The 20,599-nt window shown below is 64.8% G+C and carries 17 protein-coding genes; 5 read left to right on the forward strand and 12 right to left on the reverse strand.

The features are described from left to right. Positions 1 to 339: 339 nt before the first annotated feature. The 6 genes from Q0319_RS07115 to leuS all read right to left on the reverse strand — a co-directional run bounded on the left by Q0319_RS07115 (position 340) and on the right by leuS (position 8,116). Entirely contained in the window at positions 340 to 1,926 is a 1,587-nt protein-coding gene (locus Q0319_RS07115; RefSeq protein WP_299451557.1) for a THUMP domain-containing protein, read from the reverse strand. Positions 1,927 to 1,937: 11 nt separating this feature from the next. Next, a complete protein-coding gene (locus Q0319_RS07120; protein WP_296468309.1) occupies positions 1,938 to 2,360 on the reverse strand; it encodes a CopD family protein in 423 nt (140 codons plus the stop codon). Between the two features lie 95 nt (positions 2,361 to 2,455). Further along, positions 2,456 to 3,721, reverse strand: a complete 1,266-nt coding sequence (locus Q0319_RS07125; RefSeq protein WP_296468311.1) for a glutamate-5-semialdehyde dehydrogenase — start codon at positions 3,719 to 3,721, stop codon at positions 2,456 to 2,458. A gap of 28 nt (positions 3,722 to 3,749) precedes the next feature. Continuing rightward, positions 3,750 to 4,784: a DNA polymerase III subunit delta gene (holA, locus tag Q0319_RS07130; protein ID WP_299451559.1), complete on the reverse strand. Its 1,035-nt coding sequence runs from the start codon at positions 4,782 to 4,784 to the stop codon at positions 3,750 to 3,752. A 57-nt stretch (positions 4,785 to 4,841) separates the two neighbouring features. Then, positions 4,842 to 5,381, reverse strand: coding sequence for an LPS assembly lipoprotein LptE (gene lptE, locus Q0319_RS07135; protein ID WP_296466126.1), 540 nt, complete (start codon positions 5,379 to 5,381; stop codon positions 4,842 to 4,844). Between the two features lie 74 nt (positions 5,382 to 5,455). Continuing rightward, positions 5,456 to 8,116, reverse strand: a complete 2,661-nt coding sequence (gene leuS / locus Q0319_RS07140) for a leucine--tRNA ligase (protein WP_296466123.1) — start codon at positions 8,114 to 8,116, stop codon at positions 5,456 to 5,458. Positions 8,117 to 8,317: 201 nt separating this feature from the next. Between leuS and Q0319_RS07145 the strand changes: the two genes are divergently transcribed. Continuing rightward, the gene (locus tag Q0319_RS07145) at positions 8,318 to 10,603 is read left to right on the forward strand and encodes a UvrD-helicase domain-containing protein (protein WP_296466120.1); all 2,286 of its coding nucleotides are present in this window, start codon (positions 8,318 to 8,320) and stop codon (positions 10,601 to 10,603) included. 100 nt (positions 10,604 to 10,703) lie between these two features. Here Q0319_RS07145 and infA read toward each other — a convergent pair whose 3' ends face one another. From infA to Q0319_RS07170, 5 genes are all read right to left on the reverse strand, one after another. Then, positions 10,704 to 10,970, reverse strand: a complete 267-nt coding sequence (infA, locus tag Q0319_RS07150) for a translation initiation factor IF-1 (protein ID WP_296466116.1) — start codon at positions 10,968 to 10,970, stop codon at positions 10,704 to 10,706. 397 nt (positions 10,971 to 11,367) lie between these two features. Next, a complete protein-coding gene (locus Q0319_RS07155; protein WP_296466113.1) occupies positions 11,368 to 11,571 on the reverse strand; it encodes a cold-shock protein in 204 nt (67 codons plus the stop codon). A gap of 233 nt (positions 11,572 to 11,804) precedes the next feature. After that, positions 11,805 to 12,590 (reverse strand): BPSS1780 family membrane protein, encoded by a 786-nt coding sequence (locus Q0319_RS07160; protein ID WP_299451560.1) that lies wholly within the window; start codon positions 12,588 to 12,590, stop codon positions 11,805 to 11,807. 74 nt (positions 12,591 to 12,664) lie between these two features. Further along, positions 12,665 to 13,633, reverse strand: coding sequence for a homoserine kinase (locus tag Q0319_RS07165; protein WP_296466109.1), 969 nt, complete (start codon positions 13,631 to 13,633; stop codon positions 12,665 to 12,667). A 110-nt stretch (positions 13,634 to 13,743) separates the two neighbouring features. Further along, positions 13,744 to 14,538, reverse strand: a complete 795-nt coding sequence (locus Q0319_RS07170; RefSeq protein WP_296466107.1) for a TIGR00730 family Rossman fold protein — start codon at positions 14,536 to 14,538, stop codon at positions 13,744 to 13,746. Here Q0319_RS07170 and polA point away from each other — a divergent pair. Beyond that, a complete protein-coding gene (gene polA, locus Q0319_RS07175) occupies positions 14,537 to 17,257 on the forward strand; it encodes a DNA polymerase I (RefSeq protein WP_296466103.1) in 2,721 nt (906 codons plus the stop codon). The genes Q0319_RS07170 and polA overlap by 2 nt on opposite strands. Positions 17,258 to 17,354: 97 nt before the next feature. Here the strand turns inward: polA and Q0319_RS07180 are convergent, their stop codons facing one another. Then, entirely contained in the window at positions 17,355 to 17,579 is a 225-nt protein-coding gene (locus Q0319_RS07180) for an RNA-binding S4 domain-containing protein (RefSeq protein WP_296466100.1), read from the reverse strand. Between the two features lie 112 nt (positions 17,580 to 17,691). On the opposite strand from Q0319_RS07180, the gene Q0319_RS07185 reads away from it, so the two are divergent. The 3 genes from Q0319_RS07185 to Q0319_RS07195 all read left to right on the forward strand — a co-directional run bounded on the left by Q0319_RS07185 (position 17,692) and on the right by Q0319_RS07195 (position 20,502). Next, positions 17,692 to 19,047, forward strand: a complete 1,356-nt coding sequence (locus tag Q0319_RS07185) for a tryptophan--tRNA ligase (protein ID WP_296466098.1) — start codon at positions 17,692 to 17,694, stop codon at positions 19,045 to 19,047. An 81-nt stretch (positions 19,048 to 19,128) separates the two neighbouring features. Beyond that, positions 19,129 to 19,758 carry an L-threonylcarbamoyladenylate synthase gene (locus Q0319_RS07190; protein ID WP_296466095.1) on the forward strand — a complete coding sequence of 210 codons (630 nt, stop codon included), beginning with the start codon at positions 19,129 to 19,131 and terminating at the stop codon, positions 19,756 to 19,758. A gap of 96 nt (positions 19,759 to 19,854) precedes the next feature. After that, complete coding sequence (locus Q0319_RS07195; RefSeq protein ID WP_296466092.1) at positions 19,855 to 20,502, forward strand: site-2 protease family protein; 648 nt, start codon at positions 19,855 to 19,857, stop codon at positions 20,500 to 20,502. Positions 20,503 to 20,599: the final 97 nt, after the last annotated feature.

A 20,599-nucleotide genomic window follows, 5' to 3' on the forward strand; every position in this document is an offset into this window, starting at 1 on the left:
TGGATTCCTCTCTCTGGGTTGGCTAGGTGGTATCACCTAGGGGATAACCCTATATTAGGGGAAACCCCAGGACAGTGCAAGCCTTTTTGTCTCATAGGCGGAAAAAGCGACAGAATGTTGTTGCAGCGCATCATCTTTCTCTCGGCCTGTTCCCAAGCTTGACGGGTCGACGAGGGATGAAATAGGGGGCGGCGGAGGGCAGCGGCGCAGCCGCAGGGTGATATGGGGCTGGCGGGCCATCCGGGCAGGATAGGGAGCAGACGAACGGACGCCTCCCTTTGCTGGCGGAAGAAACGAGGAAAGGAAGGGGTAGCAGGCGGCGAAGGCCGCCTTTCCGGGTTAGCGGCGGAAACTGCCTTGGACCAGCCGGAAGCCGAATAGGCGGCATTCCAGGGCGCCGTTGTGGACCGGCGTGCGCCGGAACGGGTCCAGGCGCAGCTTCCTCGGGAGGTCGAAGTCGTTGGTGATGACGTGGAGCTGCCAGCCGCCGAACTCCCGTTTCAACGTGGTCGCCCATTCCGACCACAGTTGGTCGTCTTGTTCAAGGCCTAGCCGCTCGCCGTAGGGAGGGTTGGTGACCAGCCAGCCGGCACGTTCGTCCAGGGGGCAGGTGTCCCGCGCGTCGGCGACTTCGAAGTAGACCGCGTCTTCCGTGAGGCCGGCGCGGCGGGCGTTTTCGCGGGCAGCTTCGATGGCGCGCGGGTCGATGTCGGCGCCGGCCAGCTGCATGGGCAATTCCGGCAGGATCCGGCTGCGGGCGTCGTCCTTCAGGTCGCGCCAGCGGCGTTCCGGGTGGTCGCGCAGCCTTTCGAAGCCGAAGGGGCGGGAGATGCCAGGCGGAACATTGAGCGCCTTGAGGGCGGCTTCGATCAGGATCGTGCCACTGCCGCAGAACGGGTCGATGAGCGGTACGTCTGCCGTCCAGCCCGAGAGCGCGAGCAAGCCGGCGGCCAGGTTCTCGCGCAGCGGCGCTTCTCCCTTGTCCAGGCGCCAGCCGCGCTTGAACAGCGATTCCCCAGACGTGTCGAGGTAAAGCGTGGCGCTCGTTTCGTCCAAGAAGGCATGGACGCGGGCGCCCGGCCGCACGGTGTCAATGCTGGGACGCTCGCCCTCCAGTTCCCGCAGCCTGTCACAGATGCCGTCTTTGACCCGCAGGTTGCAGAATTGCAGGCTCTTCATGGGGCTGCGCACGGCCGAGGTGTCGACGCGCAAGGTGCATTCCGCGCCGAACCAGCGTTCCCAGGGGGTAGACCGGGCGAGCTCGAGCAAGTCATTTTCGTCGTGCACGGTTTCCTGGGCAACGCGGACCAGTATCCGGGTAGCCAGCCGCGACTCGAGATTTGCGCGCATCATGCCCGACCAGTCTGCCGAGAAGTGCGCCCCGGCCCGGCCGGGGCGGACATCGTCGAATCCCAGGGCGCGCAGCTCGTCGGCCAGGGCCTCTTCCAGCCCTTGTGGGCAGGGCGCGAACATGGCAAAGGTTTCGGCCCGAGGCGGCGCGGGCGCACGGCGCCCCGCATCCGCCAAGGCCTCCAAGCGCCCTGGTCCGGGGCGTTCCCGGCGCGGGACGGCCTCGACGCTGCGCCCGGACTGGTTGGGCCGGGTGGTAGGCACCGCTTGGGCCGCCTTGCCGGCACGCGGCGGGCGAGCGCCCGAGGGATGGTCGCCTGCATCACGAGATCGCCGCCCGGGCGGTTTGGCCGGGACAGCGTGCTCGTCCGGACGTTTGGGCCCGCGCCGACCGGACTCGCGTTCCGGCTCGGCGGGCGAGAGCTTGCCGCTTTCGAGCGCAGCCCGGGCCACCCGGTGGGCGCGCGGGCCCGAGCGGGTGCGCCGGTCGGCATTGCGTTCGTCGCCGGCAGGGGGGCGCAACGCGCCAGCGGGGAGGGATAGCGTCTTGGTCTTGCGCTCGGGGGTATCGGACAAGGTCGGAACGGTTAGAAAGGTTTGACGACAACGAAGATCGTGGCCGCGAGCAGCAGCAGCACGGGGATTTCGTTGAACCAGCGATAGAACGTATGGGACCGCGTGTTGCGCCCGGCTTCGAATTTGCGCAGCAGGCTGCCGCAAGCGTGGTGATAGCCTATCACCAGCAGGACGACGGCAAGCTTGGCATGCATCCAGCCGTTGCCCGGACCCATGCCGATACCGTAACCCAGATAAAGCCATAGCCCCAGCAACACGGCGGGTACCGCCAGCATGGTCATGAAGCGGAATAGCCGCCGCGCCATGCCCAGGAGCCGGGCGATGGCCGCCTCGTTCGTTTCCTGGGCCAGGTTCACGAAGATGCGGGGCAAGTAAAACAACCCTGCAAACCAGGAGGCGACGAATACGATATGGAAAGCTTTCACCCACAACATGAGCGGTTCCTCGTCAGTTCAAACACAGCTTGCGCGGCATCGCGGCAGCGTAACAGGGATCGGGGAGGCAGGCCATGTGTGCCCGGGGCGACCGGTTAGCCGCGCGTCTGGCCGTCGCCGGTCAGCACCCACTTGAGGGTCGTCAGTCCTTCCAGCCCAACGGGCCCTCGCGCGTGTAGCTTGTTGGTCGAGATGCCGATTTCGGCGCCCAATCCGTATTCATACCCGTCGGCAAAGCAAGTGGGGAGGTTGACGTAGACGGAGCTGGAGTCCACTTCGCGCTGGAAGCGGCGAGCCGCCGCCAGACTCTCTGTCACGATGGCGTCGGTGTGTTGCGAACCGTAGGTTTCGATATGGTGGATCGCCTGCCCAATGTCGTCGACAATTTTCACTGAGAGAATGGGGGCCAGGTACTCGGTGGCCCAGTCCTCCTCGCTGGCGGGCACGGCCTCGGGGACGATGGCCCGCGTGCGCTCGCAACCCCGCAATTCGACTCCGTGCTCGATGAAGGCGCGGCTCATGGGGGGCAGGAAGGCGGGCGCGACGTCCGCATGCACCAGGAGCGTCTCCATTGCGCCGCAGATGCCGTACCGGTAGGTCTTGGCGTTGAACGCGATGGCCTGGGCCTTGGCGAGGTCGGCGTCGCGGTCCACGTATACGTGGCAGATACCGTCCAGGTGCTTGATCACGGGCACCTTGGCCTCTTCGGACAGTCGCTTGATGAGTCCCTTTCCTCCGCGCGGAACGATGACGTCCACGTACTCTGTCATGGTCGCGAGCTTGCCCACGGCGGCACGGTCTGTGGTTTCGACCACCTGCACGGCGTCGGCCGGCAGGCCGGCCGCCTCCAGGCCGGCGCGCACGATGAGCCCGAGCGCCGTGTTCGAATGGATGGCTTCGGAGCCTCCACGGAGGATCGCGGCATTGCCGGATTTCAGGCAGAGCGCCGCGGCGTCGATCGTGACGTTGGGGCGCGACTCGTAGACGATGGCGATGACGCCAAGCGGTACGCGCATGCGGGCCACCTGCATGCCGTTCGGGCGCAGCCGGGTCTCGGTCAGTTCGCCGACGGGGTCTGGCATCGCGGCGATCTGCTCCAGGCCAGCCGCCATCAGGGCCAGGGCTTTGTCCGACAGGGTCAAGCGGTCGATCAACGCGGGCTCCAACCCATTGCGCTTGGCCGCTTCCAGGTCTTTGGCGTTTTCCGCCTGCAGCCAATCCTTGCGTTCCCGCAGGCGCTCGGCCATGGCCCGGAGCGCAGCCGATTTCGTGCGGTCGTCCGCGCGCGCGACCTGGCGGGCGGCCTTGCGGGCCCGGGCGCCCAATTGACGCATGGTGTCGTCGAGTGTGTGAGTATCCATTCCAAATGCGAAAAAAATGGGCCGTGCCTCAGGCCGCGAGCCTGAGCGCAAGGCGCGTGAGTTCGTGCCATGGGTCTGGCAAGCGCCCCGGTACGCGCAAGCCTTTGATGATTTTGTCCACTTCGTGGGCGTGGTGGACGGCAGCGGTCCATGCCTGGGGCGGAATGCGCTTGAGCGCCTGATGGGCCAGTTGCTCGTGCGTGCCAAAGAAGCGCAGCGTCCGCATTAGGGCCGGTACGCTTTGACCCTGCTGGGCGGCCTGTGAAAGTCGGGCCAGCAGCCGGATCTCTTCGCCCACCGCCCACAATACGAGCGGCAGCGCTTCGCCCTCCGCGCGCAAGCCCTCGATCAGCCTGACGATGCGCTGGGCATCTCCAGCCAGCATTGCGTCGCGCAGCTTGAATACGTCGTAGCGCGCGACGTTCATGACCGCTTCCTGCACCTGTTCCAGCGTCAGGGCGCCTTCAGGATAGAGCAGGCCCAGCTTGAGGATTTCCTGGTGCGCGGCCAGCAAATTGCCTTCGACGCGATCGGCCAGCCATTGCAGGACTTCAGCGCTTGCGCGCTGCTGCTGGCGAGCCAGGCGTTCGCCTATCCAGCCGGGCAGCATGGGCCGTTCTATGGTCGGGACGTCGACGACCAGGCCGTGTTCGGCCAAGGCAGTGAACCAGTTCGAGGAACGGGTCGCCTTGTCGAGCTTGGGAAGCATCACGACCGTGATGCAGTCCCCGGCCTGGGCGGGCGCCTGGCGGGCGAGCCGGGCGATGACTTCCCCTCCCGTCTTGCCGGGCTTGCCCGAAGGAATCTTCAGCTCGAGCAGCCGGCGTTCGCCGAACAGCGAAATGGATTGCGAGGCGCTGAGCAGCGCGCTCCAGTCGCTCCGGGCGTCGGCCACGACGGTTTCCCGTTCGGTATAACCCGCCGCCATGGCGGCCGCACGCAGTGCATCGCAGGTCTCGATGACGAGCAGCGGTTCGTCGCCCGTGACCGTGTAGAGGGGCTCCAACTGCGTGCCGTTGCGCTGCAGCTGGGCGATGAGCTGTTCCGGGCGCACTTGTTTCATGACGACCCCATCACGACGAATGGCTCAGGCTCGGGAACAACGGGATACCACCGGTCATCAACTGGGTTGCTTGGAATCGACGGCAGCCATCCTGCGCAGCAGTTGCTGGATGGCTTCGTTCTGCATGTCGCGGTACAACAACCCCGCCTCGAAATCCTTGGCGAGCACGTTCGAGTCGCTGAAGGTGAGGTCGCGCTTCAAGGCGATAGTCGTCGGCGGTATGTAGTCCTGGCCCTTGCCGTCGTGGACGCGGAAGGCGAACAGGTAGCGCAGTTCGAACTCCCGGACCCGGCCCGTGGCGTCCAACGACAGGATGCTACGCTCCTGGGTCTCCTGCAGGATCTGCAATTGCGCCTGCGCTGCCTTAGGGTCTTCGACGATCTGGGTGTTGGTCGTGCTGCGTACATATCGGCGCAACTGCGCACCGAGTTCGGACGTTTCGCTCGCTCCGATGTAGAGCGTCGAGAACGGTAGGTTCGCCGTGCCGCGGAGCGCGAAACCGCAGCCTCCCAACAGGCCCAGGCCGGCCGCACCGGCCGCCTGGAGCAAGAGGCGGCGCCGCGTGCCGGCGAAAGACGAAGAAGACGACGGTTTCATGCCAGTTCCTACAGTTCATTGTCGGGCTCGGCCCCTTGCGCAGCGAGAAGCCGTGCCCGGGGCAGGGCCTGCTGCTAGCCGACCACGTTGACCAGCTTACCCGGTACGACGATAACCCGCTTGACCGGCCGCCCCTCGAGGAACTTGCCGACGGCTTCGTGAGCCACCGCAATGCCCTCGATCGTGGCCTTGTCGGCGCTGCTCGGCACGGAAATCGATCCGCGCAATTTGCCGTTGACCTGCAGCATGAGTTCGATTTCGTCGGTGACCAGGGCCGACTCGTCGACCTGGGGCCAGGGGGCATCGAGCAGATCCCCGTGGACGGTCGCATAGCCCAGTTCCTTCCATGCCGTCCAGGTGATGTGAGGCACGATGGGGTAGAGGATGGCCAGCAGGATGCGCGTGCCTTCGGCCAGCGCGGCGTCGCCCAGCTCGCCTTCGAGCTTGGCGTCCTCCAGCGCATTGAGCAGTTTCATCGCGGCGGAAACCACCGTGTTGTACTGGATGCGCTGGTAGTCGTAGTCGGCCTGCTTGAGAATGGCATGCACATCCCGGCGCAGGAGCTTGACCGCCTGGCTTGCAGCCGACCAGTCGGCCGGGGCGGGGTGGTTCAGCGCGGCCTGGATGCGCTCGCGATTGGCATAGCAGAAGGCCCACAGGCGCCGCAGGAAACGATGCGCGCCGTCCACGCCCGAGCCCGACCACTCCAGGGTCTGTTCCGGGGGGCTGGCAAACATGACGAACAGGCGGGCGGTGTCGGCGCCCTGCGTGTCGATCAGGGATTGCGGGTCCACGCCATTGTTCTTGGATTTCGACATGGTACCCACGCCGCCGTACTCGATCGGCGAACCGTCGGCCTTGAGCTTGGCGCCCACGATCGCGCCCTTGGCATCGTAGATGTTCTCGACCTCGTCCGGCCAGAAGTACTCGATGCCGCCTTTTTCGTTCTTGCGGAAATAGATATGGTTGAGCACCATGCCCTGCGTCAGCAGCTTGACGAAGGGCTCCCCGAATTTGACCAGGCCCAGGTCGCGCATCACCTTGGTCCAGAAGCGCGCGTAGAGTAGGTGCAGCACGGCATGCTCGATGCCGCCGATGTACTGGTCCATCGGCATCCAGTAATCGTTGCGCTCGTCGACCATGGCTTCGTCGTTGCCGGGGGAGGTGTAGCGCATGAAGTACCACGACGAATCCACGAAGGTGTCCATGGTGTCGGTCTCGCGCCGGGCCGGCTTCCCGCACTGCGGGCAGGCGCACTTGAGGAACGATTCGCACTTGGTCAGCGGGTTGCCAGTGCCGTCCGGGATCAGGTCTTCGGGCAGGACGACCGGCAAGTCTTTTTCCGGCACGGGCACCGGGCCGCACGCGTCGCAGTGGATGATGGGAATGGGCGTGCCCCAGTAGCGCTGGCGCGAAATGCCCCAGTCGCGCAGCCGGTAGGTTGTGCGTTTTTCGCCCAGCCCCTTGGCTGCGAGGTCCGCGGCGATGGCATCCACTGCTTCCTGGTGGGAGAGCCCGTCGTACTTGCCAGAATTGATCGTCCGCGCGACTTGCTTGTCGCCGTACCATTCCTGCCAGGCGTCGGTGGAAAAGGTTTGGCCTTCCGCGGCGATAACCTGCTTGATGGGCAGGCCGTATTTCTTCGCGAAGGCGAAGTCGCGCTCGTCATGGGCGGGCACGCCCATCACCGCGCCTTCGCCGTAGCTCATGAGCACGTAATTGCCGACCCAAACCGGCACCGGTTCACCCGTCAGGGGATGCACCACCGTCAGGCCCGTCGGCACGCCTTCCTTCTCGCGCGTGGCGAGTTCGGCCTCGGTCACGCCCCCCTTGCGGCATTCCTCGATGAAGGCGGCCACGGCCGGGTTGTCCTGGGCCGCATGCTGGGCGAGCGGGTGCTCGGGCGCCACGGCGCAGAAGGTCACGCCCATGATCGTGTCGGCGCGGGTCGTGAAGACGTACAGGCGGCCGTCCTGGATCAAATTGCCGGAGGCATCGCGGATGTCGTGCGTGAAGGCGAACCGAGTGCCTTCGCTCTTGCCTATCCAGTGTTCCTGCATCAAGCGCACGCGCTCGGGCCAGCCGGGCAGGTTGTGCTTGACTTCGTGCAGGAGCTCGTCGGCGTAGGCGGTGATGCGCAGGTAATAGCCGGGTATCTCGCGTTTTTCGACTGGAGCGCCCGAACGCCAGCCGCGTCCGTCGATGACCTGCTCATTGGCGAGCACGGTCTGGTCGACCGGGTCCCAATTCACCACCTGCGTCTTGCGGTAGGCGATGCCCTTTTCCAGCATCTTCAGGAACAGCCATTGGTTCCACTTGTAGTACTTCGGGTCGCAGGCCGCCATTTCGCGCGACCAGTCGATGCCCAGGCCCATCGCCTTCATCTGCTTCTTCATGTAGGCGATGTTGTCGTAGGTCCATTTCGCGGGCGGCACCTTGGACTTGATGGCGGCGTTTTCGGCCGGCATGCCGAACGCGTCCCAGCCCATGGGCATCAGGACGTTGTAGCCCTTCATGCGCAACTGGCGATACATGGCGTCGTTGATCGTGTAGTTGCGCACGTGGCCCATGTGTAGCTTGCCGCTGGGGTAGGGCAACATCGAGCAGGCGTAGAACTTGGGCTTTTCGGAGCCGTCGGGGTTCTTGGCACGTTCTACCGTCAGGTAGGCGTTGGTCGCTTCCCAGTGTTTCTGGGCGGCGGATTCGATCTCGTTCGGCGCGTAGCGTTCCTGCATGGGTTCCGGGGCTGGTCTAGAGTATTCTGGCGCGGCGATGATGCCCATGGCCGCGGGCCTGTGCCGGCTGGCCAAGGACGCTCACCGGCTAAACCTGACATTATAGAAGCAGGTGCCGCGGCTACGGCGCCGGGGCGGTCGTGCCCGCGCCCGGGGTGCTAGACTGCCAGCCGCGCCGTCCTTTTTTCTTTCCTCTGCTTTATGGCCTTGCTCGACAACTTGAATCCGCCCCAACTCGCCGCCGTGACGATCGAGTCCTGCCACGCCCTGGTGCTGGCCGGCGCGGGCAGCGGCAAGACGCGGGTGTTGACGACGCGCATGGCCTGGTTGATCCAGACGGGCCAGGTCAGTCCGCACGGGCTGCTGGCCGTCACGTTCACCAACAAGGCGGCTCGTGAAATGCTGACCCGGATCAGCGCAATGCTGCCGATCAATACCCGGGGCATGTGGATCGGTACCTTCCACGGCTTGTGCAACCGCCTGTTGCGCGCCCACCACCGGGATGCCGGGCTACCCCAGACATTCCAGATACTGGATACGTCGGACCAGCTTTCTGCCATCAAGCGCCTGCTCAAAGGAGCGGGGGTGGACGACGAAAAATATCCGCCCCGGCAGCTGCAGCACTTCATCAACGCCGCCAAGGAGGAAGGCCTGCGGCCGGCCGAAGTCGAGGCCTACGACAGCTACAACCGGCAGATGGTCGAGCTGTATGCGATGTACGAGGCGCAGTGCCAGCGGGAGGGCGTGGTCGACTTCCCCGAGCTGCTGTTGCGCTGCTACGAATTGCTGTCGCGCAATGCGCTCATTCGCGAACACTACCAGCACCGCTTCCGCCATATCCTGGTGGATGAGTTCCAGGACACGAACCGGCTGCAATATCGCTGGCTCAAGCTCCTGGCCGGCGGCGGCGCGGCCATTTTCGCGGTGGGCGACGATGACCAGTCCATCTATGCGTTCCGTGGCGCCAACGTCGGGAACATGGCCGAGTTCGAGCGCGAATTCGCGCACGACCGCGTCATTCGGCTGGAGCAAAACTATCGTTCGCATGGCCACATCCTGGATGCGGCTAACACGCTGATCCGCAACAACTCGAATCGCCTGGGCAAGAATCTGTGGACCGACCGGGGGCACGGCGAACCCATTCGGGTGTACGAAGCCTTGTCCGATGCGCAGGAGGCCCAGTGGGTGATCGAAGAGATCCGGTCGCTGGTCGGAGAGGGGCGCCTGCGGCGGGAAATCGCCATTCTCTACCGCAGCAACGCCCAATCCCGCGTGCTCGAACATGCGCTTTTCTCGGCCGGGATCCCGTACAAGGTTTACGGAGGACTGCGCTTCTTCGAGCGGCAGGAGGTCAAGCATGCATTGGCCTACTTGCGGCTCATGGAGAATCCGCATGACGACACGGCGTGGATGCGGGTGGTCAATTTCCCCGCGCGGGGCATAGGCGCGCGCACGCTCGAGCAACAGGCCGACATCGCTCGCCTGAACGGTTGCAGCCTTTACGCCGCGGTCAGCCAGGTGCCAGGGCGCGGCGGCAACAACCTGGCGCAGTTCGCCGCGCTGATCGACCGGATGCGCTTCGAGACACAGAATCTGCCGCTGCACGAGATCGTGGACCACGTCATCGAAGCCAGCGGGCTGGTGCAGCACTACCTGAACGAAAAAGAGGGTGCCGAGCGCATCGAGAACTTGCGCGAACTCGTCAATGCCGCCGCGGCGTTTGCGGCGGAGGACGGCTATGCGCAGACCGACGCAGGAGCCTTGCCCCAGGCGCTGCCCGAGGCCGGCATCGAGCTGCCGTCGCCGCTCGCCGCGTTCCTCGCCCATGCGGCCTTGGAGGCCGGCGACAATCAGGCGAGCGACGGCCAGGACGCCGTGCAATTGATGACTGTGCATGCGGCCAAGGGGCTGGAGTTCGAGGCGGTATTCATCACCGGCCTCGAAGAGGGCCTGTTTCCGCATGAAAACAGCCTGCTCGAACAGTCGGGCCTGGAAGAAGAGCGGCGCCTGATGTACGTGGCCGTGACGCGTGCGCGGGAGCGGCTGTACCTGAGTTTTTCGCAAACCCGAATGCTGCACGGGCAGACGCGCTACAACATGCGCTCACGGTTCCTCGACGAAGTGCCCGAAAGTTCGCTCAAGTGGCTGACTCCCCGCAACGGCCGGGCCAGGACGGCCGACGTGGCGGGAGGCTGGGGCCGGACTGCGTGGGGAGAGGAAAATCCGGCCGGCTCCGTTTCGCGCGCCGGCAAAGATGCGCCTTACCTCGGCTCATCGGAAGGGTATTCGAATCGCCGGACGTCGGCCGGCGTGGAGGTCAACGGGCGCACCTTCCGCGTCGGGCAAAGCGTCGTGCATCCGAAGTTCGGTGAGGGCGTCATCATCGGCATGACGGGCAACGGCCCGGATGCGCAGGTGCAGGTCAATTTTGGCAGCGCGGGCACCAAGACGCTGGCGCTGGCAGTGGCCAAACTAGAACCGGTTTGACCCCGGCCGACCGCGCCGGCATATCACGCCATGCGGCCGCGACAAGGTAAATCCGGTCGCGGCCGTTCCATTGCCGCCTAGAGTAGGCTCTCGGCCTCGTTCAGCGCCGACGCGTGGGGCGTTGTCCCGCCGGGGCTGCCCCGGCATCCTTATGACGGAAGCTGATGCGCCCCTTGGTGAGGTCGTAGGGCGACAGCTCCATCGTGACCCGGTCTCCTGCGAGGATGCGGATGCGGTGCTTGCGCATTTTGCCCGATGCGTAGGCGGCTACCTCCATGCCGTTTTCCAGCGTGACTCGAAAGCTGGTCGAGGGCAGCACCTCGGCGACGATGCCTTCCATTTCGATCAGTTCTTCTTTGTTGGCCATGGGTCATTTCCTCCTGTGCATGCGAAATGCAGAAAAGCGAGCTTCGTTCCGCGCAAGGCGGATGCCGCAATACGTGGCGCCTGCGCCATCGATGACGGTGGAAGTTCGCAGTGAAGCGCGGCGGACCGAAGGTCCGGACGCGCGTTGGCGTTTGCCTGGCATGCCGCGCGGTGACGGGCGGCGGCGAAAGGAGCGCGGCGCGCCCCGGGGACGTTGCTGCGGCAACGAGTCAAGGGAGCGGGGAGTTCCTGCCTGGGGGCTTCCCAGGGGCATCCTGCGCCAGGACGTCGCGGATGCGAGTTCGTTTTCCCCGTGGCGGCCTTCGCAAATGCGGTGAGCGGCCGCCAAAAAACAAAACCCCCGCAAGCGGGGGTTTGGCGGATGCCCCTATTGTAGCTTACAGGGGCTGGATGTTGGAAGCCTGGCGGCCTTTGGGGCCCACGGTGACTTCAAACTTCACCTTCTGGTTTTCTTGCAGGGTCTTGAATCCTTCGACGCGGATCTCGGAGAAGTGCGCGAAAAGGTCGTCACCTCCCGAATCTGCAGTGATGAATCCAAAGCCTTTGGCGTCGTTGAACCATTTGACGGTACCGGTTTCCATGGTGTCTATCCTTGAGAAAAAAGTCATGGATGAATGGGTGCAAGACAATCAAGGATGGAGACCATGAACAACCCTGTACCGCAGCGGTAAGCAATTTGTGCAGCAACTCGTACTCTTGAAAATCATGCCGCACTTTTATACGCGGCTATCGTTGTGCGCGTCAACATGATTTCTTCCGCGATGACGAAAAACCGTGGATTATCGACGGCGGGCACGGGTTTTTACTGATGTGGCTACAGCGCCGACGCAAGCGTCAAGGAAGGTGGGGGGCCGAATACCCGGGTGTAGGTCGGATAGAAACTGCAGTAGAGCACGGCCGCAGCCAGGAAGTTGAACGGCATTTGGATCATGCCGGCCACGGTTTCCGACAGGCCGATCGCTTCCAGCATGCCGGCCCCGAGCTCCAGCGCCAGCACGATGAGCAACCACGTCGCGCCGTAGATGAGGAAAGCCCCCTTGTTCCGCCAGCAGGCGATGCCGGAGAAGAACAGCGCCTTGCGCAGCTCTAGCCTGTGCCATGCGACCAGCGCAGGCGCGTGCCAGAATAGGCCGGCAATGGTGACGTAAAGGATCCCGAAAATGATGACGGGGGCGCGCATGGCCGCAAAGAGCGCACCCATGTCGTCCGGCGACAGGTCTTGCACCGCCTGGCGCAAGCTGTCCGCGAAAGGTAGAAAGGCGACGAGCCCCGCGAGCAGTACGGCGGCAACGTAGAGCCCACCCATGGCCAGCAGTTTCTTGAACAGTCCCGGGGCCTTGAGCACCGTGAACAACCTCAGCGGAAGCACCGTTTTGTCTTGATCAATCGCCCGGCATGCCTCCAGTGTCATGACGGTGATGGCCGGCATGGCGGTCACGAACAACAGCGGCCCGACCGGGGCGAGGATGCTGGCAACCAGCACCATGAAGCCTACCGTCAGTGCCCACGTGAACATCGCCATGGGCTGCTTGCGGAAAAGCGCGAAGCCGTCGAGCACCCATTGCCAGCCGGCGCCGGGAGCCAGGGAAGCTGCTTGCATCAGCAGACCTCCTTTCGATCCGCGGGGGCCTGTGCGGGTTGACGGACGCTCAATGCAAAGAGTCGTTTCATGGTTCAGGGAAGTGGAAGAGGTTCACCGTCGCGCCGCAGCCGCAGGATGCGCTCGAAGTGGGCCGGGTCATGCGGCGTCAGGGTTTGCGCCGGGCGGGGCAAGTGAAAGTCACGCAGCCTGGACATCCAGAATCGCAGCGCCGCCGCGCGCAGCAGGGTGCGCCACGAATCGCGCTCGACGTCGGTGAGCGGGCGCACCTGTGCGTAGGCGTTCAACAGCGACTGCATGAGCTCGGGCCGGAATTCGCCGCTCGCATGGTCGATGCACCAGTCGTTCACGCAGACGGCGAGATCGAACAGCCAGGTGTCGCAGCCAGCGAAGTAAAAGTCGATGAAACCGCCGAGTTCCGGCGCTTCGCGCGTTCCCGCGAACAGCACGTTGTCGCGGAATAGGTCGCAGTGCGCCGGGCCGGCCGGCAATTGCCGGTAGGCAGCCGATGCTGCAAATGCCACTTGGAAGTCCACCTCGTCCCTTAGCATGGCCGCGGCGTCTGCATTCAGGTAGGGGAGCAGGACAGGCGCCGTTTCGCGCCACCAGTCCACGCCTAGCAGGTTAGGTTGGTAGGCCGGGAAATCCTTGCCCGCCAGGTGCATCCGGGCCAGCGTGGCGCCGACCTGGGCGCAGTGCGAGGCGAGGGGCGCCATTTCGCACTTGCCAGGCAGCAGCGTGGCGATGGTGCACGGCTTGCCGTGCAGCTCCGCCAGTCGGCGTCCGTCCACCGTGGCCTGGGGATGCGGCACCGGAATACCGTGCTCGGCCAGATGGGTCATTAAGTCGATGTAGAACGGCAACTGTTCCCGCGTCAGGCGCTCGAACAAGGTCAGCACGTATTCGCCGCGGCTGGTGGTGAGAAAGTAATTGGTGTTCTCGATGCCGGAAGGAATGCCGCGCAGGGCGCGAAGTTCGCCCAGGGAATAATCGGCAAGCAGCGCGCGGGCATCCGTTTCGTCGACGGGGGTGAATACGGCCATGGATAAGCGTAGTTGAGGCTGATATCGATGATTACCCGCATTCTAGCGTTACGGCACCTTCTCCGTCCTCGCCCGCCCCGCGGCGGCCCGAAGGGTAGGGCGAGGGGGGATCAGAGGTTCAGCAATTGTTCGCGCTCGCCGGGCGATTGGGCGAAGCCCTCGTGCTGGTAAAAGTCGAAGATGGCGTCGACGATGGCCTGGGGGTCGTCGATGACCTGCATCAGGTCGGGGTCACCGGCCGAGATCAGGCCGCGTCCCAGGGGTTGCGCCCGTATCCAGTCGAGCAGCCCCTGCCAATAGTCCGCGCCGACCAGGATGATGGGCATCCTGCGGCTCTTGTTGGTCTGCACCAGCGTCAGCGCCTCGAACAGTTCGTCCAACGTGCCGTATCCTCCGGGAAGCACCACGTAGGCCGAGGTGTACTTGACGAAAGCCACCTTCCGCGCGAAGAAATGGCGGAAATACAGGCTGATGTTCTGGTAGCCATTGCTCGATTCTTCGAACGGCAGTTCGATATTCAAGCCCACGCTGGGGCTGGGGCCTTCGTAGGCGCCCTTGTTCGCTGCCTCCATGATGCCGGGGCCGCCTCCCGAGATGACGGAAAAGCCGGCTTCGGAGAGCTTCCTGGCGATCTGTTCCGTTTTCTCGTACAGGGGGTCGCCCGCGGGGATGCGGGCGCTCCCGAAAATACTGACGGCGGGCCGGATCTGGGCGAGGCGCTCCGAAGCCTCGATGAACTCTGACATAATCCCGAGGACATGCCATGACTCGCGCGCTTTCGTGGCCGTGGCGCGTTCCACGTTCACCACCTCCCGCAGGCCGGGAACGCGTCCTGTCCGCTTCGGGGCGGTTCCGCCGTCGCCGTGGGTTTCCTTGCCTACTACGAATTCTCTTTGTTTGATCATGATCAAGACGTTGCTGTTGGTCGACGGTTCCAGCTATCTCTACCGCGCATATCACGCCCTGCCGGACCTGCGCAACGCGCAAGGAGAACCGACCGGCGCGCTGTACGGCGTGTTGAATATGCTGCGCCGCGCATTGAACGATCATAAGGCAGACTATCTCGCCTGCATTTTCGACGCTCCGGGCAAGACTTTCCGCGACGAACTGTATCCGGAGTACAAGGCCAACCGCGCCGCCATGCCGGAAGACCTGGCACGCCAGATCGGTCCCATCGTCGAGGCCATCCGCGCCCAGGGCTGGCCGGTTTTCGCCATCGAGGGCATCGAGGCCGACGACGTGATCGGCACGCTCTGCCACCAGGCCGCCGCGCGAGGCATCCGCACCATCGTGTCCACCGGCGACAAGGACCTCGCCCAGCTCGTCAATGATCACGTGACGCTGGTCAACACCATGACCTCGGAAGTACTCGACGCCGAAGGCGTGGCGAAAAAATTCGGCGTTCCCCCCGAGCGCATCGTCGACTACTTGATGCTGATCGGCGACTCCGTCGACAACGTTCCCGGCGTAGAGAAGGTCGGGCCCAAGACGGCTGCCAAGTGGCTCAACGAATACGGTTCGCTCGAGGGGATCATCGCGCAGGCGGACAAGATCAAAGGCGTCGCGGGCGCCAACTTGCGGGCGGCCATACCGAATTTCGAGCTCACTCGATCGCTCATAACGGTTCGCACCGATTGTGACCTGGGCGCCTACATATCCGGCGTGGAGTCGCTCACCATGCGGCCCGCGGATCGGGAGCGCCTGGAGGCGATGTACGAACGCTACGGGTTCCGCACTTGGCTCAGGGAGCTGACGGGTGATGCCGAACGCATACCCGAAGGGGATTCCCGCGTCCAGGCCGATGCGCCGCCCGCGCCCGAAACCGTCCATTACGAAACGGTGAGCGATTGGGAAGCATTCGATCGCTGGCTCGACATCATCCAGGCCGCGCCGCTGGTGGCGCTCGATACCGAAACCGACTCCTTGGTGGAAATGGAGGCCCGCCTCGTGGGCCTGTCCTTGGCCGTCCGGCCGGGAGAGGCATGCTACATCCCGCTGGCGCACCGTCATCCGGATGCCGTGGCACAACTTCCCAAGGACGAGGTGCTGGCCCGCCTTGCGCCTTGGCTCGAGAATGCGGACGCTCCCAAGCTGCTGCACAACGCCAAATACGACACCCATGTGTTCGCCAATGCGGGCATCGCGCTCCGGGGAATCGCGCATGACACCATGCTCGAAGCCTACGTGCTGGAGTCTCACCGCAGCGTGGCCCTCGACGACCTTGCCCAGCGTTGGCTGGGGCGCAAAGGCCTGTCGTACGTCGATGTTTGCGGCAAGGGTGCCAACCAGCTTTGTTTCGACGAGGTCGCCATCGACGTGGCGACCCGCTATGCCTGCGAGGACGTGGATTTCACCCTGCAGCTGCATGCCGCGTTATATCCGCGCATCGAGGCCGACCCCGGGCTCGCGCGCATCTATGCCATCGAGGTGCCGGTCTCGCGCGTGTTGACCATCATGGAGCGCAACGGCGTGCGCATCGATCCGGACGAATTGGCGCGGCAGAGCCACGCGATTGGACAGGAATTGATGACGCTCGAGCAGCGCGCCTATGAATTGGCCGGGCAGCCGTTCAATCTCAATTCACCCAAGCAGCTGGGCGAGATCCTGTTCGGCAAGCTGCAATTGCCGGTGGTCAAGAAGACGGCCAGCGGCGCGCCGTCCACGGACGAAGACGTGCTCAGCAAGCTGGCCCAGGACTATCCCTTGCCGCAGACCTTGCTGACCTATCGCGGCCTGGCCAAGCTCAAGTCCACATACACCGACAAGCTGCCCAAGATGATCAACGCCCGCACCCAGCGCGTGCACACCAGCTACGCGCAGGCAGCGGTGGTGACGGGGCGCCTGGCTTCGAGCGACCCGAACCTGCAGAACATCCCGGTGCGCACGCCCGAGGGCAGGCGCGTGCGGGAAGCCTTCGTGGCCGAGCCAGGCAACCTGATCATGTCGGCCGACTATTCCCAGATCGAGCTGCGCATCATGGCGCACATCTCGGGCGACGAGAACCTGCTGGCAGCCTTTGCGCGCGGCGAAGACATCCACCGCGCCACGGCCGCGGAAATCTTCGGCGTCAAGCCGGAAGAGGTCAACGCCGAGCAGCGGCGCTACGCCAAGGTCATCAACTTTGGCCTGATCTATGGAATGAGCGCATTCGGCCTGGCCAGCAACCTCGGCATCACCCGGGACGCCGCCAAGCACTACATCGACCGCTACTTCGCCCGCTATCCCGGCGTGGCGCGCTACATGGACGAGACCCGAGAGCAGGCGAGGGAGCGGGGTTACGTCGAAACCGTATTCGGCCGCCGCCTGTGGCTGCCCGAAATCCGGGGCGGCAGCGGTCCGCGCCGCCAGGCCGCCGAGCGGGCGGCCATCAACGCCCCCATGCAAGGCACGGCCGCCGACCTGATCAAGATGGCGATGGTGGCCGTCCAGAATTGGATCGAGGCTGAAAAGCTCCGTGCACGCCTGATCATGCAGGTGCACGATGAGCTCGTGCTCGAAGTCCCGGCCGAAGAGCGCGAAATCGTCGCCCAGCGCCTGCCGGAGCTGATGTGCGGCGTGGCGCAGCTGAATGTCCCGCTGGTTGCCGAAGTCGGCGCCGGCGCCACCTGGGAGCAGGCGCACTGAGCCGCACGGCCCTGGTGGCGGCCGGGCGGATCGACGCACCGGCCGGTGCCTTCCGCCTCCGCCCGGTCACGGGGGCGGGGCGCAAGCGCGGGGCGTATCAAGAACCTCCGCCCTGGACCTCGATCCTTACTCCCTCGACCTCCACCGCCTGCCCTGCCCGCACTTTAAAGGTCTTGCGCAGTTCTACCTGCCCGTCCACCTTCACGACCCCGGAGGCGACCAACGCCTTCCCGGCGCCTCCCGAATCCGCGAGGCCCGTGAGTTTGAGCAAATCGCATAGCGGCACATAATCACCGGCGAGCGCGAAAGAAATGACGGCCATGACGGGCCCCAAGGAAAAACCGACACCCGCCATTATCCGCCAACGCAAGCGATCGCGCCCGAGAGGTACACTGCGGCTCTATCCCCGTATTCAAGCTAGCCCTTTCCCGAATATGAGAACCCGCATCCTCACCGGCATCACGACTACCGGCACCCCGCACCTCGGCAACTATGTCGGTGCCATTCGCCCAGCCATCGAGGCGAGCCGCAACGAGGAAAACGATGCCTTCTTCTTCATGGCCGACTATCACGCCCTCATCAAATGCGAGGATCCCGTGCGGCTGCAGCGCTCGCGCCTGCAGATCGCCGCGACGTGGTTGGCCGCAGGGCTGGACCCGCAGCGGGTGACCTTCTACCGGCAGTCCGACTTGCCCGAAATCCCCCAATTGTGCTGGCTGCTGACCTGTGTCACGGCCAAGGGATTGATGAACCGGGCCCATGCCTACAAGGCCGCCGTCGACCAGAACGTAGCGGAGAACCAGGATCCGGACGCAGGCGTCACGATGGGGCTGTTCTCGTATCCTGTGCTGATGGCGGCAGACATCCTGCTGTTCAACGCCCACCGGGTGCCCGTCGGGCGCGACCAGATCCAGCACATCGAGATGGCGCGCGACATCGCCCAGCGCTTTAGCCACATCTACGGGCGCGGCCGCGAGCTGTTCGTGCTGCCCGAGGCGCAGATCGACGAGTCCGTGGCCACGCTTCCGGGGCTGGACGGCCGCAAGATGTCCAAGAGCTACAACAACACCATTCCGCTGTTCGAAGGCGGTAGCAAGCAATTGCGCGAGGCGATCGGCCGCATCGTGACCGACTCGCGGCTGCCGGGAGAGCCCAAGGATGCGGAGAATTCGCATCTCTACATCATTTACCGGGCTTTCGCGTCGAGCGATGAGGCGGCGGCTTTCCGGCGCGCCCTGGAAGAGGGGATGGGTTGGGGAGATGCCAAGCAGGCCTTGTTCGAGCGCATAGAGCGCGAGATCGGCCCCATGCGCGAGCGGTATGAAAGCCTGATGGCGCGTCCCGAGGAAATCGAGGAGATCCTGCAAGAGGGGGCGCGCAAGGCGCGGGCCATCGCAGGACCGTTTCTTGCCGAGCTGCGGGCGGCAGTGGGGCTGGATGCGGTCCAGCCGGCCGGGGCACCCGTGGCAAAGAAAAAGTCGGGCAAGCAGGCCCGCTTCGTCAGCTTCCGAGACGAAGACGGACGCTTCCGCTTCCGCTTCTTGGCCGCGGACGGCCAGGATTTGCTGCTTTCGGAGCCTTATGCGGACGCCAAGGCCGCCGGCGCCGTAGTCAAGCAGCTGCGTGCCTTGGCCGATCCCGGGGAGGCCCTGCGCGCTGACGGGGATTCCTATGTCTTGTTCCTGGGCGGCGCGCTGGCGGCACGCGGCCCGAGTTTCACTGACGCCGCGGCGCGGGACTCGGCATTGGCCAAGCTGGTCGCCGAGTTGCGTACGATGGCTGCGGATTGAGGCAACGCCCCCGGACCCTCCGGAGGCAAGGGGGCCCGGACGTTTTCCGGGCGTATGCGCTTTTTGCGAGGACCAGGCGACGTGGCACAGTTCTTCTCCGTACATCCCCAGAATCCGCAATTGCGCCTGCTCAAGCAGGCTGCGCAGCTCATACGGGCCGGCGGGCTGGTGGCCATCCCCACCGATTCCAGTTACGCGCTCGTGGCGCCGCTGGACGACAAGCATGCCGCGGAGTCGCTCCGGCGGCTGCGCGGCGTCGATGAGCGGCATCATCTCACCGTGCTTTGCCGCGACCTGGCGGAAATCGGCCAATTCGCCCATGTCGACAACAAGCAGTACCGGCTGCTGAAGGCCGCCACGCCCGGCCCTTGGACCTTCATCCTGGAGGCGACCCGGGAAGTGCCGCGGCGCTTGTCGCATCCTTCGCGCAAGACCATAGGCATACGCGTGCCCGATCATCCCATCGCCTTGTGCCTGCTCGAGGAGATCGGCTCGCCGCTGCTTTCGAGCACGCTGATCCCGGCCGGGGAAGAGGATCCGATGAATGAGCCGGTCGAGATCCGCGAGCGCTACGAACACGACTTGGCCGCGGTCGTGGACGGGGGGGCTTGCGCCCGCGAGCCGACCACGGTGGTGGATTTGACGGGTGCCGAGCCGGTGGTGCTGCGCCGAGGCCGCGGAGACCCGGCCGCGCTCGGGCTCACCGCCTAGCCCGTCGCAGACGGCGCGCACGGGCCCCACCGGGCAGCGGGGAAAATCCGACTTCCGGACGGCTCTCGGCGCGGAGCTCTGCCGTTACAATGCCGCATGGATTCCATCATTCAAACCATCGCGGTCTATGCCATCCCGCTGATCTTCGCGATCACCTTGCACGAGGCCGCCCACGGCTACGTGGCGCGCATGTTTGGCGACGACACCGCCACCCAGGCGGGGCGGGTGACGCTCAACCCGGTCAAGCACATCGATCCGGTCGGCACGCTGCTGGTGCCGGCGGTCATCTTGCTGACCAGCAAGCTGCTCGGCGGAGCGGGGCTGCTGTTCGGCTGGGCCAAGCCCGTCCCGGTCGATTTCGGCCGCCTGCACCGTCCCAAGCGTGACATGCTGTGGGTGGCCGCAGCAGGGCCGGGCATCAATCTGGTCATGGCGATCATCTGGGCCCTGGGCCTGAAGCTGATGCTGGGCGCGGGGGTAGACGAGCGATTCTTCGTAGCCATGGCGATAGCGGGGGTCCAGGTCAACCTGATGCTGATGGCCTTGAACCTGCTGCCCATCCCGCCGCTGGACGGCGGCCGCATCGTCTTTAGCCTCCTGCCGCATTCGCTCGCCTGGAAATACTCCAAGCTGGAGCCTTACGGCATGCCCATCCTGCTCGTCTTGCTGATGACGGGCATGCTGGGATTCCTGGTTCGTCCCATGCTCATGCTCGGGGATGCCATCGTAAGATTGTTCCTGTAGGGCCTGCGCCAGGAGGGGTAGCCGCGCTGCTGCGCGCTCCCGCGCGGGGCGCGCCTATATTTCCGGTACACTTGTACGATTTCCGATTCGTTCCGTT

Origin of the sequence: uncultured Pigmentiphaga sp. (assembly GCF_937950555.1) — a bacterium.
In the GTDB taxonomy this organism is placed as follows: Bacteria; Pseudomonadota; Gammaproteobacteria; order Burkholderiales; family Burkholderiaceae_B; genus Pigmentiphaga.